This window comes from Pseudomonas protegens, from assembly GCF_013407925.2.
Lineage (GTDB): Bacteria > Pseudomonadota > Gammaproteobacteria > Pseudomonadales > Pseudomonadaceae > Aquipseudomonas > Aquipseudomonas fluorescens_AP.
The window spans coordinates 6,685,064-6,704,708 of sequence record NZ_CP060201.1; the positions used below are offsets into that span (position 1 = coordinate 6,685,064).

The window sequence follows — 19,645 nt, forward strand, 5'->3', positions numbered from 1 at the left end:
ACGCCTGCTTGTTGCCTTGTACGACGAGTTGGTCACCCTTGACGGAGAGCTGGACATCTTTTTCTTTTAATGTCGCCAACAGTTCGAGAACACTCACAGGACCATCTCCATTCTTTCGGTAATTTCGGCGTATTCCCAGAGCGTGGGTTGCTCGAACAGCGCCTTGACGTTCGCATCGATGCCATCCTGGCGTAACCGCCCGATCAGACTGACGGCCAGCAGTGAATGGCCGCCCAGTTCAAAGAAGTTATCGTGGCGCCCTACCCGCTCCACGTTCAGCAGCTCGGCCCAGAGCCGGGCCAGGGCGATTTCCGTGTCACCCTGCGGCGCTTCGTATTCACGGCTGCGCAGCGCGGCCATGTCCGGGGCCGGCAGCGCCTTGCGGTCCAGCTTGCCGTTGGGGCTCAGCGGGAACGCCTCCAGGTGCACGAACACCTGCGGCACCATGAACTCCGGCAGTTGCTCCAGCAGATGGGCGCGCAGCTCGTCGGTGGCCGCCGGCACGCCGGTGTAGTACGCCACCAGGCGTTTGTCGCCCGGCACGTCCTCGCGGGCCAGCACCGTGGCTTCCAGAATCTGCGGGAACTCGCCCAGGCGCGCCTGGATTTCCCCCAGCTCGATCCGCAAGCCACGGATCTTGACTTGATCGTCGTTACGCCCCAGGTACTCGATGTTGCCGTCCGCCAGGAAACGCCCGACGTCACCGGTGCGGTACAGCCGGCCTTCGCTGAACGGGTCTTTGAGGAAGCGCTCGGCGGTCAGCTCCGGGCGATTCAGGTAGCCACGGGCGACCTGCACGCCACCGATGTACAGCTCGCCGCTGACGCCCAGCGGCACCGGCTGCAAGTGCGCGTCGAGCACGTACATGCGGGTGTTGGCGATGGCCTTGCCGATCGGCGTGTTGTCCGGGGTCTGCGCACCGCTGCAGTCCCAGGCCGTGACGTCCACCGCCGCTTCGGTCGGGCCATACAGGTTGAACAGCTGGCTGCCCGGCAGTTGCTGCTTGAAGCGGCGCACCACGCTGCCCGGCAGCGCCTCGCCGCTGCACATCACCCGCACCAGCCCGGCCGCCTGGCTGACATCGCCATGGGCCAGGAACACGTCAAGCATCGACGGCACAAAGTGCAAGGTGGTGACCTGCTCGGCCTCGATGATGTCGCACAGGTATTGCGGGTCTTTGTGCCCGCCCGGGCGCGCCATGACCAGGCGCGCGCCGGTGAACAGCGGCCAGAAGAACTCCCACACCGACACGTCGAAACTGAACGGGGTTTTCTGCAGCACGCTGTCGTCGGTACCTAGGCCGTATTCCTCCTGCATCCACAGCAGGCGGTTGACCACCGCGCGGTGTTCGTTGATCACGCCCTTGGGCTGGCCGGTGGAACCGGAGGTGTAGATCACATAAGCGGAGTGCTCCGGGGTCAACGCAGCAAGCGACGGGTTGCTTGATGGCAGGTGCTGCCAGTCGGCGTGATCGAGATCCACCACCGGCACCGCGATGTCACCCAGCAAGCCGCGGGTGGCGGTTTGCACCAGCAGTACAGCCGGGGCGCTGTCTTCGAGCATGTAGGCCAGGCGCTCCTGCGGATAGGCCGGGTCCAGCGGCACATAGGCGCCGCCGGCCTTGAGGATCGCCAGCAGGCCGACCACCATCTCGGCGCTGCGCTCGACACAGATCGCCACCGGTGAATCCGGCTGCACGCCGTGCGCCCGCAGGTGATGGGCCAGACGGTTGGCCTGGGCGTTTAACTCGCGGTAGCTCAGGTGCTGGCCGTCGGCCCACACGGCAACCGCGTCGGGGGTGCGTTCAACCTGGGCTTCGAACAGGCCGTGCAAGGTCTGTTGCAGCGGGTAATCGCGGGCGGTGGCGTTGAACTCCACCAGCAGGGTTTCGCGCTCGGCAGCCGGCAATACCGGCAGCTGCTGCACGGCGGTGTTCGGTGCGCTTTCCAGCGCTTCGACCAGGCTGTGCAAGGCGGTCTGCAGGTAACCCACGACCCGCTCGGCATCGACACCGATGACCTGGGCGCTGAGGTGGAAACCATCGCCGCGGTCATCCACGTTGACCGCCAACGGATAGTTGGTGCGCTCTTCCCCGGCCAGGGTTTCGATCCCCACCCAGGCGTCACGGGTTTCGTGCATGACGCCATCGCTGGCGCTGTGGCGGTAGTTGAGCATCGCACTGAACAACGGTGAAGGCGCAACCACGCCGCTGCAACGCTGCGCCAGTGCCAGCGAGGCGTGCTCGTGCCCCAGCAGCGCCGACAAGCGGGCGTGAGTGGAACGCACCCCGGCACGCACGTCCTGGTGATCGAGGCTCACCCGCAGCGGCAAGGTGTTGATGAACATGCCCAACGCCCGGTCGGCGCCGTCGCCACCTTGCATGCGCCCCATCAGCACGGTGCCGAACACAACGTCCGGTTTGCCCGACGCAGCGCTCAAGACCCGTGCATAAGCCAGGTGGAACAGGCTGGCGACGCTGACTCCCAGCGTCCGTGCGGCGGCGCGCAGGCGCAGGTTCAGGTCAGCGGGCACGTCTTGCCCGGCTTCCCTGACGGCATGACCGTCGCCTTGCACGTCCTGCAGGCCGAACGGCAGGGTCGGCTCGTCGATATCGCCGAGCATCTGGCGGAAGAACGCCTCGTGCTCCTGCTCGTCCGTGCCCAGGCGCACCTGGGCCACATAGTTGCGGTACGGCATGGCAGGTGCCGGTGCGGCGGTCGATCCGGCCAGGCTGGCAGCGATTTCGCGGCTGACCACGTCCAGCGCCGTGTGATCCAGCGCCATGTGGTGGAACAACAGCACCGCCACCGTGCGCCGGTTGCGCTCGTCCTGGGCATAGGCCAGGCGCAGTAACGGCGCCTGGCTGACATCGACGCGGTAATGACGGGCATCAAAGCGCGCGTGCAGTTGGCTCAGCACATCGCCCTCGGCCGGGTCGAGGATCACCTCTTGCGTCGGCAAGCGGGCCTTGCGCCACACCACTTGCGCCGGGGTGCCGAGGTCTTCCCAGGCAATCGCGGTGCGCAGAATGTCGTGCCGGTCGATCACGCCCTGCAAGGCCTGGGCAAAACGCTGCAGACGTTCGACGCTGTCAAATGCCATTTGCGATTGCAGCAGGTACGGGTCGCCCTGCTCGGCGGTGATGTGGTGGTAGAGAATGCCCTCCTGCAAGGGCGCCAGCGCGTAGATATCCTGTACGTTGGCCACCCCGCCCGGCACGTGGGCGACGATGCGGTCGATGCTCGGCTGATCAAGGTTGATCAACGGCAACAACTGCGGGGTGATGCGGGTGCAGTCCGGGGTAATCAGGTTGGCCGGCACGGCCACCTCGCGTCCGCTGCCGACCGCAGCCGCCAGGGCGGTGAGCGTCGGCTGGCTGAACAACACCCGCACATCGGCGCTCAGATTGGCCTGGCGCATGCGCTCGATCAGGCTCACCGCCAGCAACGAATGGCCACCCAGTTCGAAGAAGTTGTCGTGGCGCCCCACTTGCTCGACCTTGAGCACCTCGGCCCAGATCTGTGCCAGCAGGGTTTCGATCTCGCCCTGCGGTGCTTCATAACCACGGCTGAGCAGCGCGTCCTGATCCGGCGCTGGCAGGGCTTTGCGGTCGACTTTGCCGTTGTTGGTCAGCGGTAGGCTGTCCAGACGCACATAGGCGGCCGGGACCATGTAGTCCGGCAATTGGGCATGCAGATAGTCGCGCAGCACTTCGATTTCCACTCGGCTGCGTTCAGTGAAGTAGGCCACCAGACGCTTGTTCCCCGGTTCATCCTGACGAGCCAGTACCACCACGTCCTTGACCTGCGGGTGCTCGCTCAGGCGCGCTTCGATTTCTCCCAGCTCGATACGGAAACCACGGATCTTCACCTGCTGGTCGTTACGCCCCAGGTACTGCAGGGTGCCGTCGGCGCGCCAGGCCACCAGATCGCCGGTGCGGTACATCAAACCACCGTCGTTGAACGGGTCGACCAGGAAGGCATGAGCCGTGAGGTCGGCACGGTTCAGATAACCCAGCGCCACGCCCTGGCCGCCGATGTACAGCTCGCCGGCAACACCCACCGGCACCGGTTGCTGACGGGCATTGAGCACGTAGGCGCGGCTGTTGCCGACCGGCTTGCCGATGGGAATGCTGCCCTCGTCCACGCGCTGAATTTCATAGGTGGTCGAGAAAGTGGTGGCTTCGGTGGGGCCGTAACCATTCAACAGGTGCTGCGGCGCGCCATCCTTGAGTACGCGGGCAATCACGCTTGGGTCCAGCACATCGCCGCCGACAATCAGGTAGCGCAGTTGCGGGAATACCGGCAACAGACCCTCGGCGTACTGATGGAACAGCCCGGCGGTCATCCACAACACGCTGATCGACTGCTCTTGCAGCAAGGTGGCGAAAGCCTCGCGGGACAACAGCGTGTCCTGATCAACCACCACCACTGCGCCACCGTTGAGCAACGGCGCCCATACGTCGAGGGTACTGGCATCAAATGCCGGGTTGGAGGCAAAGGCCACGCGGTCATGCTGGTTGAACTCGGCATAACCGTTGTTGATCACCAGCCGCGTAATCGCCCGGTGCGGCACCAGCACGCCCTTCGGCGTGCCGGTGGAACCGGAGGTGTACATGATGTAAGCCGCGGTTTCCGACGACTGCTCCAAGGCCGGGTTGTGTTCCGGCTGATTGCCAAGATCAAGGGTATCCAGGTCAAGGCGATGCCCAGCCACCTCGGTTGCGCTAGTGGTCAACACCCAGCGCGCGCCACTGTCTTCAATCATGAAGGCTTGCCGATCTGCCGGGGCGTTCACATCTAGCGGCACATACACCGCCGCGCACTTGCTGATCGCCAACTGCGCCACCAGCAAATCCAGGGAACGCTCCAGCAGAATTGCCACCCGCTCACCCGGCGCGGCGCCGAGGCTCAGCAAGTGGTGGGCCAGTTTGTTGGCCCGCGCGTTCAGTTGCGCGTAGCTCAGTGCGGCAGTGCCCTGCACCGCCGCCACGGCGTGCGCACGCGCAACCACTTGCGCTTCAAACACGCCATGCACGGTCTGCGTCGACGGGAAATCCGTCGCGGTGGCATTGAATGCCAGCAACACCTGATCACGCTCTGCCGTCGGCAGGATGCTCAAACCGTCGAGCGGCGCATCCGGGGCCTGCTCCAGCGTCAGCACCAGTTGCTCCAGCGCGTTGTGCATGAACCGGCAAACACGCTGCGCGCCCACAGACGTCGGCGTCAGCACGTTGAGGCTGAAAGCATCGCCCAACTCATCAACGTTCAATGCCAGCGGATAGTTGGTGCGCTCCTCGCCGCCGAGCACTTCGATACCGTGCCAGCCTTCCAGGCTTTCGCTGCCGGTGGGCTGGCTGTGCCGGTAGTTGAGCAGCGCACTGAACAACGGCGCCGGCGCCGCTACCCCGCTGCAACGCTGGGCCAGCGCCAGTGAGGCGTGTTCATGCCCCAGCAACGCGGTCAAGCGTGAGTGAGTGGCTCGCACACTGGCGCGCGCACCTTGCCCGGCAAGGTCGATACGCAGCGGCAAGGTGTTGATGAACATGCCCAGGGCACGCTCGCTGCCCGCGCCGCCTTGCATGCGGCCCATCAGCACGGTGCCGAAGACCACCGAGTCCTGGCCCGAGGCGGCCGCCAGCACTTGCGCCCACGCCAGATGGAACAGGCTCGCGGCGCTGACACCCAGTTGCCGTGACTGCGCCCGCAGGCGCAGGGCCAATGCGGCGTCTACCGCCAGCGAGCGTTCTTCGATGCCGTCGGCGTCGCTCTGTACGTCTTGCAGGCCGAACGGCAAGGTCGGTGCGTCGATATCGGCAAGTTGTGCGCGGAAGAACTCTTCATGGGCCTGCTCGCTGACGCCCAGTCGCGCCTGAGCCACATAGTTGCGATAGGGCACCGGCTCGCCGAGGGGTTGCCGGCTGCCCGAGAGGCTCGCCTGCACCTCGTGGCGCACCACGTCCATGGCCGTGTGGTCCAGGGCCAGGTGATGGAACAGCAAGATCGCTGCGATCCGCTGGTTCGCCGGGTCTTCGGCGTAAACCAGTTGCATCAGGGGCGCCTGGCTGACATCCAGACGCATGCGCCGGGCATCAAAGCGCTCGTGCAACTGGCTCAGCACATCGCCGTCGGCCACATTCAGGGCAATGGCCCGCACCGCCAGTCTGGCGCTGCGCCACACCACTTGCATCGGCGTGTCCAGACCTTCCCAGACGATGCTGGTGCGCAGGATATCGTGACGGTCCACCACCGCCTGCAACGCTTGGGCGAAGGCGTCCAGACGGCCTTTGTCGGCAAAGCTGAAACGCGCCTGCAATAGGTAGGGGTCGCCTTGCCCGGCACTCAGGTGGTGATAAAGAATGCCTTCCTGCAACGGCGCCAGCGCATAGATATCCTGCACGTTCGCCGTGCCCCCCGGCACGCTGGCGACAATACGGTTGATGCTCGCCTGATCCAGGTTCGCCAACGGCAAATGAGCGGGGGTGATCCGGGTGCAGTCAGCACTGATCAGGTTGGCCGGTACCTGTACTTCAGTGGCGCTGCCCAGTACCTTCGCCAGGCCCGCCAGTGTCGGTTGGCTGAACAGGCTGCGCACATCGGCTTGCAACCCGGCCTGGCGCATGCGCCCGATCAGGTTGACGGCCAGCAGGGAGTGCCCGCCCAGCTCAAAGAAGTTGTCATGGCGACCCACGCGCTCGACCTTGAGCACCTCGGCCCACAGCGCAGCCAGGGCGACTTCCACCTCGCCTTCGGGCGCCTGATACGCCTGGCTTGGCACGGCCGATTGATCCGGCTCGGGCAAGGCCTTGCGGTCGAGCTTGCCGTTGGCCGTCAACGGCAGGTTGTCGAGCCGCACATAGGCGGCCGGGACCATGGCGTCCGGCAACCGGGCTTGCAGCCAGTCGCGCAGGCTGTCGAGGTCGAGCGCCCGGTACTCGGTGAAGTACGCCACGAGGCGGCCATCCCGGGCCAGAACCACGCCTTCGCGCACATCCGGGTGCTCGCCCAGGCAGGTTTCGATCTCGCCCAGCTCGATGCGCACACCGCGAATTTTCACCTGGTCATCGTTGCGCCCCAGGTAGTCGAGCGTGCCGTCTTCCAGCCAGCGGGCCAGGTCACCGGTGCGATACAGGCGCGCCTGCGGGTCGGCGCTGAAGGGGTCCTGGATAAAACGCTCGGCGGTCATCTGGGGTCGGTTGAGGTAACCGCGCGCCACCCCGGCACCGCCCACATAGAGTTCACCGGCGACGCCCAGCGGCACCGGCTGGAGTTGTGCGTCGAGCACGTACACCTGAGTGTTGGCGATCGGCCGGCCGATATGCAGTGCCCGGCCCGCGTCTATCCGCCCGGAAGTCGCCACGACCGTGGCTTCGGTGGGGCCATAGTTGTTGACCAGGGTAAAACCCTGCGGCGTGCTGAAGTGACGCAGACGATCACCACCGATCAGCAGGGTTTTCAGGGTCGGGTGTTCAAGGTGCTGGCTGAACGCGTATTCAGCCACCGGCGTCGGCAGGAAACTGACGTCCAGCGGCTGCGCGGCCCACCATGAGAGCAATGCATCAATGTCCTCGTGGGCCTGCTGTGCCGGTGGCAGGTGCAGGGTGGCGCCCACGCACAGGGCCGGCCAGATTTCCCAGGCCATCGCATCAAAGCCGAAACCGGCGACGCTGGAGGTATGGCTGCCGGCGTGCAGGTCGAACGCCTCGCAGTGCCAGTTCACCAGGTTTTCCAGGGTGCGATGTTCAACCATCACGCCCTTGGGCAAACCGGTGGAGCCGGAGGTGTAGATTACATAAGCCAGGTTCCTCGGGGTCAAACCGGCCACGCTCGGGTTGTCGGTCGGTTGCTGGTGCCATTGTTCGCCGTCCAGCGCGATCACCGGCCGGTCGCTGTCGCCCAACAAGTCGCGGGTGCCCGACTGGGCCAGAACCACTTTCGGGGCACTGTCCTGCAACAGGTAACTGATGCGTTCCTGCGGGTGGGCCGGGTCGATAGGCACATAAGCCGCGCCGGCCTTGAGGATCGCCAGCAGACCCACCAGGGTTTCCAGGCTGCGACGGGCGCAGATTGCGACCCGATCGTCCGGGCTCACGCCGTGTTCGAGCAGGCCGTGCGCCAACTGGTTGGCACGTCGGTCGAGCTGACGGTACGTCAGTTGCTCATCGCCCTGGCGCACGGCAATGGCCTCTGGCTGCTGCACGGCGCGGGCTTCAAACAGCGCGTGAATGGTCTGGCCAAGCGGGTATTCCCTGGCGCTGGCGTTCAGCTCCAGCAGCACCCGCTGGCGCTCGCGGGGCGAGAGGATCGACAGCTGATTCACCGCCACCTGAGGCGTGTGTTCCAGCGCTGCCACCAGGTTCGCCAGGGCCGTGTGCATAAAGTCGCAAATACGCTCGGCACCGATCTCGTCCACGGCCAGGGCGACCAGGCGGAAGTCATCACCCAGGTCGTCCACGCTGAGGGTCAGCGGGTAGTTGGTACGCTCCTGGGCGGCGAAGAACTCGATGCCCTGCCACGCCTGCTCATCCTGTTGCACCGCGGCAATGGCGCTGTGTCGGTAGTTGAGCAGTGCGCTGAACAGCGGCTGTGGCGCCGCCACCCCGCTGCAACGCTGGGCCAGTGCCAGTGGCGCATGTTCATGGCTCAACAGCGCGGTGAGACGGCCATGGGTTGCCTGCGCCGCAGCGCGCACGCCCGCGGAGCCGACGTCGACGCGCAGAGGCAAGGTATTGATAAACAGGCCCAGCGCCTGTTCAGCCCCCTCGCCCCCCTGCAGACGACCGAGCAATACCGTACCGAACACGGCGTTGTCGCTGCTGCACACCGCGCCCAGTACCCGTGCCCACGCCAGGTGGAACAGGCTGGCGGCACTTACCCCCAATTGGCGGGCTTGGCGGCGCAGACGCTGGCTCAGCTCGGCATCAAGCGCCAAGGCCGATTCGCGCAGTTGGCTGCCATTACCCTGCACGTCGCGAACGCCGAACGGCAGCGTCGGCTCGCTGATATCGCCCAGCAGGTCGCGGAAGAATGCCTCATGCTCCGCCTCGCTGACGCCCAGGCGGGCCCGGGCCACGTAGTTGCGATAAGGCTGTGCAGCGGCCAGCGGCGCGGCCTGCCCTTGCAGGTACCCTTGCACTTCCTGGCGCAGCAGTTCCAGTGCCGTGTGGTCCATGATCATGTGGTGGAACATCAGCACCGCCAGCCAGCGCTCGTTCTGCGGGTCGGCAGCGCAAGCGATGCGGATCAGCGGCGCCTCACTGAGGTTGAGGCGGTGATGACGGGTGTCGAAACGCGCCCGCAACTGGTCCTCGATGGCCCCCTGCGCCGTGTCCAGCGTCAAGGTTTCCACCACCAATCGGGCTTCGCGCAGCACCACTTGCAGCGGCTCGGCGAAACCGTCCCAAAGCACCGCGGTGCGCAAGGCATCGTGGCGCTCGATCACCCGTTGCAAGCCCTGGCTGAAGGCCTCCAGGCGTTCGCGGCTGCTCAGGCCAATCATCGCCTGGAGCACGTAAGGATCACCTTCGGCAGACTGCAAGTGATGGAACAGGATGCCCGCCTGCAATGGGGCCAGCGGGTAAATATCTTGCACATTGACCACGCCACCCGGCACCTGCTCGACGATGCGGTCAAGGGTGGGTTGGTCGAGCGCCACCAGCGGCACCAGGTCGGGGGTAATGCGTTGGCAATCGACGCCGATGCGGTTCGCCGGCACCACCACGTTGCTTCGCGCAGTGCCCAAGGAGGCTGCGAGCGCAGCCAGCGTCGGCTGGCCGAACAAAGCCCGCACGTCGGTATTCAGGTCCTTCTGGCGCATGCGCCCGATCAGGCTGACAGCCAGCAGTGAGTGGCCGCCCAGTTCAAAGAAGTTGTCGTGGCGCCCTACCCGCTCCACGTTCAGCAGCTCGGCCCAGAGCCGGGCCAGGGCGATTTCCGTGTCACCCTGCGGCGCTTCGTATTCACGGCTGCGCAGCGCGGCCATGTCCGGGGCCGGCAGCGCCTTGCGGTCCAGCTTGCCGTTGGGGCTCAGCGGGAACGCGTCCAGGTGCACAAACAGCTGCGGCACCATGAACTCCGGCAGTTGCTCCAGCATATGGGCGCGCAGCTCGTCGGTGGCCGCCGGCACGCCGGTGTAGTACGCCACCAGGCGTTTGTCGCCCGGCACGTCCTCGCGGGCCAGCACCGTGGCCTCCAGGATCTGCGGGAATTCGCCCAGGCGCGCCTGGATTTCCCCCAGTTCGATCCGCAAGCCACGGATCTTGACTTGATCGTCGTTACGCCCCAGGTACTCGATGTTGCCGTCCGCCAGGAAACGCCCGACGTCACCGGTGCGGTACAGCCGGCCTTCGCTGAACGGGTCTTTGAAGAAACGCTCGGCGGTCAGCTCCGGGCGGTTCAGGTAGCCACGGGCGACCTGCACGCCACCGATGTACAGCTCGCCGCTGACACCCAGCGGCACCGGCTGCAAGTGCGCGTCGAGCACGTACATGCGGGTGTTGGCGATGGCCTTGCCGATCGGCGTGTTGTCCGGGGTCTGCGCACCGCTGCAGTCCCAGGCCGTGACGTCCACCGCCGCTTCGGTCGGGCCATACAGGTTGAACAGCTGGCTGCCCGGCAGTTGCTGCTTGAAGCGGCGCACCACGCTGCCCGGCAGCGCCTCGCCGCTGCACATCACCCGCACCAGCCCGGCCGCCTGGCTGACATCGCCATGGGCCAGGAACACGTCAAGCATCGACGGCACAAAGTGCAAGGTGGTGACCTGCTCGGCCTCGATGATGTCGCACAGGTATTGCGGGTCTTTGTGCCCGCCAGGGCGCGCCATGACCAGGCGCGCGCCGGTGAACAGCGGCCAGAAGAACTCCCACACCGACACGTCGAAACTGAACGGGGTTTTCTGCAGCACGCTGTCGTCGGCACCGAGGCCGTATTCCTCCTGCATCCACAGCAGGCGGTTGACCACCGCGCGGTGTTCGTTGATCACGCCCTTGGGCTGGCCGGTGGAACCGGAGGTGTAGATCACATAAGCCGAGTGCTGCGGGGGCAACGCGGCCACCGACGGGTTGCTTGACGGCAGGTGCTGCCAGCCGGCGTGATCGAGATCCACCACCGGCACCGCGATGTCACCCAGCAAGCCACGGGTGGCGGTTTGCACCAGCAGCACAGCCGGGGCGCTGTCTTCGAGCATGTAGGCCAGGCGCTCCTGCGGATAGGCCGGGTCCAGCGGCACATAGGCGCCGCCAGCCTTGAGGATCGCCAGCAGGCCGACCACCATCTCGGCGCTGCGCTCGACACAGATCGCCACCGGCGAATCCGGCTGCACGCCGTGCGCCCGCAGGTGATGGGCCAGGCGGTTGGCCTGGGCGTTCAACTCGCGGTAGCTCAGGCGCTGGCCGTCGGCCCACACCGCAACCGCGTCGGGGGTGCGTTCAACCTGGGCTTCGAACAGGCCGTGCAAGGTCTGTTGCAGCGGGTAATCGCGGGCGGTGGCGTTGAACTCCACCAGCAGGGTTTCGCGCTCGGCAGCCGGCAATACCGGCAGTTGCTGCACGGCGGTGTTCGGTGCGTGTTCCAGTGCTTCGACCAGGCTGTGCAAGGCGGTCTGCATGTAGGCCGCCACACGGGCAGCGTCCACGCCCGTGGCCTGTACGCCCAGCTGGAAGCCTTCGCCCTGGTCATCCACCGAGAGCATGCACGGGTAGTTGGTGCGTTCCCGCACTTCGAACACTTCGGTGCCGGCCCAGTACTGCGGTCCTTGGCTTTCCAGCAACGGGCTATGGCGATAATTGAGGATCGAACTGAACAGCGGCGACGTCGCCGGTACGCCGCTGCAACGTTGCGCCACCACCAGCGGCGCATGCTCGTGACCGAGCAAGGCGCTCAGCCGCCCATGGGTGGCGCGCACCGCCTCACGCACACCGGCTACGCCGGCATCCACGCGCAGTGGCAAGGTATTGATGAACAGGCCCAGGGCGCGGTCGGCGCCATCGCCGCTCTGCATGCGGCCCAGCAGCACCGTGCCGAATACCACGTCGTCCCGTCCGCTGACGCTGGCCAGCACGCGGGCCCAGGCCAGGTGGTGCAGGCTGGCGGCGCTGACGCCGAGGTGACGGGCCTGGGCCCGCAGGCGGCGGCACAGGTCCGGGTCCAGGTTCAGGCGTGCTTCCTTGACGCCCAGGCCATCGCCCTGCACTTCTTGCAAACCGAACGGCAACGTTGGCTCGTCAACATCGCCCAGCATCTCGCGGAAGAACCCTTCATGCTGCGCCTGGCTGACGCCCAGCAGGGCCTGGGCCACATAGTTGCGGTACGGCATGGCTGCGCCCAGCTGCGCAAAGTCGCCGTTGCGCCAAGCCTGAACTTCTTCGCTGATGACATCCAGGGCCGTGTGGTCCATGGCGATGTGATGGAACAACAACAGCGCCAGCCAGCGCTGATTGGCTTGATCATGGGCGAAGGCCAGATGCATCAGCGGTGCGCGGCTCAGGTCAAGACGCGTCAGGCGCGGGTCGAAATGCCCGCGCAACTGCTCCAGCACACTGCCTTGGGCGCTATCGAAATGCAGTTCCTCGACCATCAGTTCGGCCTGGCGCAGCACCACTTGCACAGGGCGTTCCAGGCCCTCCCACAACAAGGCAGTACGGGTGATGTCGTGACGTGCGACAACCGCTTGCAGGGCCTGGGCAAAGGTGTCGAGTTGCTCGCGACTGGCCAGGGTAAATGTGGCTTGCAGCAAGTACGGGTCGCCCTGCTCGGCGGTGATGTGGTGGTAGAGAATGCCCTGCTGCAAGGGCGCCAGCGGGTAGATGTCTTGCACGTTGCGCGCGCCACCGGGCACCCGCGCGACAATTCGGTCGAGCTCGTCCTGGCTCAGATCGATCAGCGTCAGCATGTCGGCGCGCAGCTGGGTGCAGTCCGCCGGAATGCGGTTGGCCGGCACCTGGATTTCACTGCCGCCGCCCACCGCCGCCGCCAGCGCTGCCAGGGTCGGCTGGCCGAACAGCACGCGCACGTCGGCGCTCATGCCCAACTGGCGCATGCGTTCGATCAGCTTGACCGCCAGCAAGGAGTGACCACCGAGCTCGAAGAAGTTGTCATGGCGGCCCACACGGGCGACGCCCAGCACCTGGGCCCAGAGATCGGCCAGGGCCGTTTCAGTGGAGCCCTGAGGGGGCGCGTATTCACGGCTGGCAAACGCCTCGGCCTGCGGCGCCGGCAACGCGCGACGGTCCAGCTTGCCGTTGGGCGACAGCGGCAAGCGCTCCATCTGCACGTAGGCGGCCGGGATCATATAGTCGGGCAGCAGTGCCTGCAGGTGCGCACGCAGCTCATCAATGCCCGGCAATGCGCGTTCGGCCTCGGCGGTAAAGTAGGCAACCAGGCGCTTGTCGCCCGGGCTGTCCTCACGCACCAGCACCGCGGCATCGCGAATGCCGGCGTACTGGGTCAGGCGCGCTTCAATTTCGCCCAGCTCCACGCGGAAGCCGCGGATCTTGATCTGGCCATCGTTGCGGCCCAGGTAATCAATCTCGCCCTTGGGCTGGTAGCGTCCCAGGTCACCGGTTTTGTACAGGCGGCCGCCTGCCTCGAATGGGTCGGCCAGGAAGCGCTCGGCCGTGAGGTCATCACGGTGCAGATAGCCGCGCGCCACGCAGGCGCCGCCGATGTAGATTTCGCCGGCCACGCCCAGGGGTACAGGCTGCAGCTGTTCATCCAACAGGTAAATGCGGGTGTTGGCCACCGGCACACCAATGGACGGCAGCACTGGCCATGAGGCGGCATCGCCGTCCAGGGTCAGGGCCGTGGTCACGTGGGATTCGGTCGGACCATAGTGGTTGTGCAGACGGCAACCCGGCAGGCGCTGGAACAACGCACGCATCTGCGCGCTGATGCGCAGCTGCTCACCCGCGGTGATGACATCGCTCAGTGCACATGCCAGGGCGCCCAGTTCCGGCTCATCGGCCACCGCTTCTGCCAGCGCCTGCAAGGCGATGCACGGCAGGTACAAGCGCTGGATGCGCTGTTCGCAGATATGACGGAACAACTGGCGGAAGTTAAGCCGTACATCACCATGGATCAGCGACAGTTCACCCCCGGCACATAGGGTGCTGAAGACTTCCTGGAACGCCACGTCAAAACCCAGTGCTGCAAACTGCAACGTGCGCTGAGCCTCGCGGCCATCGGCCACGGTCTGCGCGATCTGCCACTGCATGAGGTTGACCAGCGGCCCATGGGGCATGGCCACGCCCTTGGGCTGACCGGTGGAGCCAGAGGTGTAGATCACATACGCCAGGGCCTCAGCCTGCAGGCCTTGCACCTGCGGGTTGTGCGCAGGTTGTGCGGCGATGCCGGCCGGGTGGTCCAGACACAAGGTCGGCACACCCGCCGCGCCGAAACGCTGCAGCAACGATTGCTGGGTCAAGAGTGCCTTGGGCGCGCTGTCGTGGAGCATGTAGGCCAGGCGTTCGTCCGGATAGGCCGGATCCAGCGGTACGTAGCCCGCGCCCGCCTTGAGAATCGCCAGCAACCCGGCGACCATTTCCAGGCTGCGTTCGGCGCAGATCGCCACACGATCATTCACGCCGATGCCATCAGCCACCAGGCGATGGGCAATGCGGTTGGCCAGGGTATTCAATTGGCCGTAGCTCAAGGCTTGCCCTGCGTAGGTCACCGCAGTGGCGTCAGGCTGGCGCAGCACCTGGGCCTCGAACAATGCATGCACGGTGGCCGTGGCCGGATACTGGACATCGAAGGCGTTGAAGTCGCCCAGCAGGTGCTGCCGTTCGGCATCGGGCAACAACGCCAGGCTTTGCAGGGTTTGCTCCGGCTGGTGCTCCAGCGCGTCGGCAATGGCTTCCAGCACGCGGTGCATGTAACCGCACACGCGCTGCGGGTCGACACCCGCCACCGCCTGCACGCTCAGGCCAAAGGCGTCGCCGAGGTCGTCCACCGACAGCATCAGCGGGAAGTTGGTGCGTTCTTCACCGCCGAGCATTTCCACGCCCGCCCACTTCAGGGCTTTGCCCGCGTCTTCGGCCGACTGCGCGCCGACTGCCCCGTGCCGGTAGTTGAGCAAGGCGCTGAACAACGGTGTCGGCGCGGCCACACCGCTGCAACGCTGGGCCAGGGACAAGGGCGCGTGTTCGTGGCCGAGCAAGGCGGCCAGCCGCGCGTGGGTGGTTTTCAGCGCATCTTCCACGCCCTGAGCGCCCGCCTCGACGCGCAACGGCAAGGTGTTGATGAACATGCCAAAGGCGCGGTCGGCGTCTTCGCCACTGCTCAAGCGGCCCATCAGTACCGTGCCGAACACCACGTCGCGGCGCCCGGACAAGTGCCCCACCACCTGGCCCCAGGCCAAATGATGCAGGCTGGCGTTGCTGACCCCCAGGCGCCGTGCCTGGGCGCGCAAGCGCTGGCCCAGTTGCGCGGCCACCGGCAAGTTGGCCTGCTGGATACCCTGACCATCGCCCTGGACGTCCTGAAGCCCGAACGGCAGGCTCGGTTCATCGACATCGCCGAGCATCTCGCGGAAAAACGCTTCATGGGCGGCCTGGCTGATGCCCAGCCGGGTCTGCGCCACATAATTACGGTAAGGCACCGAAGGCGCCAACTGGTCGGCACGCCCCTGCAGGCAGGCTTCGATTTCCGCGCCGAGCAGCGCCAGCGAGGTGGCATCGTCGATCAGGTGGTGGAACTGCAGCACCGCCACACAGCCCTCGGCGCCCGGTTCCTGGGCGAAATGCAACGCCATCATTGGCGCGCGGGTCAGGTCCATGCGGGTGTGACGGGGGTTGAAGCGTTGCATGAGCTGTGTGGCCAGATCTTCGGCCGAAGGCGCCAGTTGCACCTCCTGCACCGGCAGGCGGGCTTCACGCCAGACCACTTGCACCGGCTCGTCCAGGCCTTGCCAGGCGACCGACGTGCGCAATATGTCGTGACGGGCGATCACCTGTTGCAGGGCTTCGACGAAATCCACCAGGCGTTCGCGGCTCTCCATGCGCAGCAGCGCTTGCAGCAGATAGGGGTCGCCCTCGGTGCTGGTCTGGTGGTGGAACAGAATGCCTTCCTGCAACGGCACCAGGGCGTAGATATCCTGCACGTTGGCCACACCGCCGGGGATGCTGGCGACCAGGCTGTCGATTTGAGCCTGGGGCAGTCGGACCAGCGGCAGCATGTCCGGGGTGATGCGTTGGCAATCGCTGGCGATGGCATTGACGGGTACCTGCACCTGGTGCCGGTTGCCGGCGGCGGCCGCCAGTGCGACCAGGGTCGGCTGACCGAACAGCACGCCCACATCGGCGTTAAGGCCGACCTGGCGCATGCGCTCGATCAGCTTCACCGCCAGCAGCGAGTGGCCGCCCAGCTCGAAGAACTGGTCGTGGCGGCCAACCTGCTCGACGCCGAGCAACTCGCTCCAAAGCCCCGCCAGGGTGGTTTCCAGCGCCCCCTGTGGCGCCTGATATTCACGCCGCGCGAACGCTTCGGCATCCGGCACCGGCAACGCCTTGCGATCCAGCTTGCCGTTGGTGGTCAGCGGCAAGCTGTCCAGCGTTACGAAGGCGTTGGGCACCATGTAATCGGCCAGAGACAGCAACAACTGCGTGCGCAACGCGGCGGCGGAAGGCTGGGCACCTTCGGTGGCAATCAGATAGGCCACCAGGCGTTTATCTCCCGGCTCGTCTTCACGCACCACCACCACCGCTTCACGCACGCCGTCGCAGGCCGCGAGACGGGCTTCGATTTCACCCAGTTCAATACGGAAACCGCGGATCTTGACCTGGTCGTCGTTACGCCCCAAGTAGTCGATGCTGCCGTCCGCCTGCCACCGCCCCAGGTCGCCGGTGCGGTACATGCGCGCACCGGGCGTGGGGTCGAAGGGATCGTGCAGAAAGCGCTCGGCGTTGAGTTCAGGGCGGTTCAGGTAGCCACGGGCCACACCCGCGCCGCCCACGTACAGCTCACCTTCGACACCGTGTGGCAGCGGCCGGCCCTGGGCGTCGAGGACGTACAGGCGCAAGTCCGGAATACGCCCGCCGATCGGGCTGGTACCGACCAATTGCGCATCCGCCGCTGTCAATGCGCGGTAGGTCACGTGCACGGTGGTTTCAGTAATGCCGTACATGTTCACCAGTTGCGTGCCGCTGTTGGCCATGCGCGCATACCAGGGCTTGAGAATCGCCGGTTCCAGGGCTTCGCCACCAAAAATGACCTGGCGCAGAGAGTGCTTCAACGCACTCTGGCCTTGAGCGGCGATCAACGAGCGAAAGGCGCTCGGCGTCTGGTTGAGGATGGTGACGCCCGCGCTGCACAGCAGCGCGTAGCATTCGTCCGGCGAGCGGCTGGTGACTTGCGGCACCACCAGCAGTTGGCCGCCGTGAATCAGCGCACCCCAGATTTCCCACACGGAGAAATCGAAGGCGAACGAGTGGAACAAGGCCCACACGTCCTCGGGGTTGAAACCGAACCAGGCATCGGTGGCGGTGAAGAGCCGCGTGACGTTGGCGTGTTCGATCATCACGCCTTTGGGCAGACCGGTGGAGCCCGAGGTGTAAATCACATAGGCCAGGCTGGTCGCGCTAAGGCCTGCAACGTGCGGGTCCCGTATCGATTCCTGGTGCAGGCTCGGCGCGTCCAGATCAATCACCGGCACCGCCAGTTCGGCCACCAGCGCCTGGGTCGCCGCCTGCACCAGCACCGCTACCGGCGCGCTGTCCTGCAAGGTGTAGCTGATGCGCTCCTGGGGATACGCCGGGTCGATCGGTACATAACCGGCGCCGGCCTTGAGGATGCCCAGCAGCCCGACGATCATTTCCAGGCCGCGCTCAACGCAGATTGCCACCCGGTCATCCGGGCGCACGCCCAGGCTTAGCAGACGGTGCGCCACCCGGTTCGCGCGCTGGTTCAATTCGGCGTAGCTCAAGCGCTGCTCGTGGAACACCACGGCGGTGGCATCGGGTCGTGAGGCAGCCTGGGCTTCAAACAACCCATGCAGGGTGGCATCGCTGGCCGGCTTGCTGGAGCCGGCGTTCCAGTGTTGCAACAGCGCGCGATCGCGCTCGGTGGTCAGCGAGAAGTCATTCACCGCCAGCGCGGCATTGTCCAGCGCTTGCTCCAGCACGTAGGTGAAGCGCTCCGCCAGGCATTGGATTTCCTCGGCATTGAAATACGCTTCGTTGTAGACGTAATGGGCCCATGCCTTGTCTTTCAGGTTGCTTGCACGCAGGTGAAAAGCCAGGGGCATCTGCTCGTGGCTGTTGGTGACCTTGACCGAGTCGCCCAGCCCTTGCGCGAACTGGTACAGATGATCGTCCTGTTCGTAGGACAAGGTCACATCGAACAGCTGCCCGCCTTCGTTGCGCAGGTTCAAGCCACTCAAGGGGAAACGCTGGTGCCGGTAATCCTGCTTGAGCCCGTCGCGCACCGCACAGATCACTTCGCTAAAAGTCAGCTCGCGACCGAGGCTGAAGCGCACCGCGCTGACCTGGGTAAACATGCCAACGGTGCCTTTGAACTTGCCCGTGCGGTTGAGCAAGGGCAGGCCCACCACCCATTCATCGCGCTGCGTCACACGGGTGAAATAGACATACATGGCAGCCAGCAGCACATGGTAGGTCGAGGCCTGCAGGTCTTTGGCCAGCTCCCCCATGCGCTCATGCAAAGCCACCGGGAACGGCCGTGCGTAATGCCGGCCCGGGGCCTTGCCCTTGGCGAATTGGTTGTGATGACGCGCGGTGAACAACGGCTCCGGCAGGCTCTGGTATTTCGCCTGCCAGTAGTCACGGTCCTTGGCATACCGCGCCGACTCACGGTAGCGCAGGTCGTCGTGGATGAAGTCCAGGTAAGACGTGGCGTCCATATCCGGTTGCCGCGCTTGGAGCAGGTCACTGTACAGCGCGCCAAGCGATTGCAGCATCTCACCGAAAGCCCAGCCATCGAGGATGATGTGGTGGGCCTGGTTGATCGACCAGTAATGGGTGTCGGCCAGTTTGATCAGGAAAAACCGGCACAGCGGCGCCTCGGTCATGGGGAATGAGCGCGCCATGTGCTCTTCAACGAAGGCCATGGCCGTGCTGACCGGATCGGCCTGTGTGGAGAAATCCAGAAATGGCACCTCGACCTTGATCGCCGGCACGAACGCCTGCAACGGAACACCGTCGGCATCCGTCTCCTCAACCAGGGTGAGGCGCAGGGCATCGTGCTTGTCCACCATCAATTGCACGGCACGCTGCATCACTTCGGGGACGATCGGCCCCTGGATCTCCAGGTAGTTGCCGATGTTGTACAGCGGCGAATCGCCCTGGCTGATCTGGTCGAGCCAAATGGCTTTTTGCGCGGCGGTCAGCGGGAAGGTTTGAGGCTTCATACGATCTCCTGCGCAACAGCGGCAAAAACGACGTTGGAAAGGAGTTTTTTCGCGACAAGGTCGCCCATGGCCACTGCAGAAAAACGGTTCATAAAAGCCTTCTCAGAATTTTGTCAGTGCCACCTGGGTCACAGCGCAGCAGCGAGGGAAGTTGAGGCGAAAAAATACTGTTGAAAATGACAACTCAAAACATCATCAGGGGGACTGAGCAGCAACGCCTTACGCGGCCGAAACAACCACCCACAGCACGACCTAATGAGCGCATTGGCAAATTTAAGCATTCGCG

The 19,645-nt window shown here is 65.3% G+C and carries 1 protein-coding gene and 1 pseudogene; both read right to left on the reverse strand.

All coding sequences use genetic code 11. The features are described 5' to 3' along the window. Position 1 precedes the first annotated feature (1 nt). Positions 2–97 (reverse strand): annotated as a pseudogene (locus GGI48_RS31725) (amino acid adenylation); the annotation flags it as partial. After that, the gene (locus GGI48_RS30590) at positions 94–19,359 is read right to left on the reverse strand and encodes a non-ribosomal peptide synthase/polyketide synthase (protein WP_179601730.1); all 19,266 of its coding nucleotides are present in this window, start codon (positions 19,357–19,359) and stop codon (positions 94–96) included. The pseudogene GGI48_RS31725 and the gene GGI48_RS30590, both read right to left, overlap by 4 nt. Positions 19,360–19,645: the final 286 nt, after the last annotated feature.

What these genes read in the sequence shown, in the direction of transcription:
- GGI48_RS30590 (WP_179601730.1), bottom strand. Translation starts at nt 19,359, where the DNA reads ATGAAGCCTCAAACCTTCCCGCTGACCGCCGCGCAAAAAGCCATTTGG.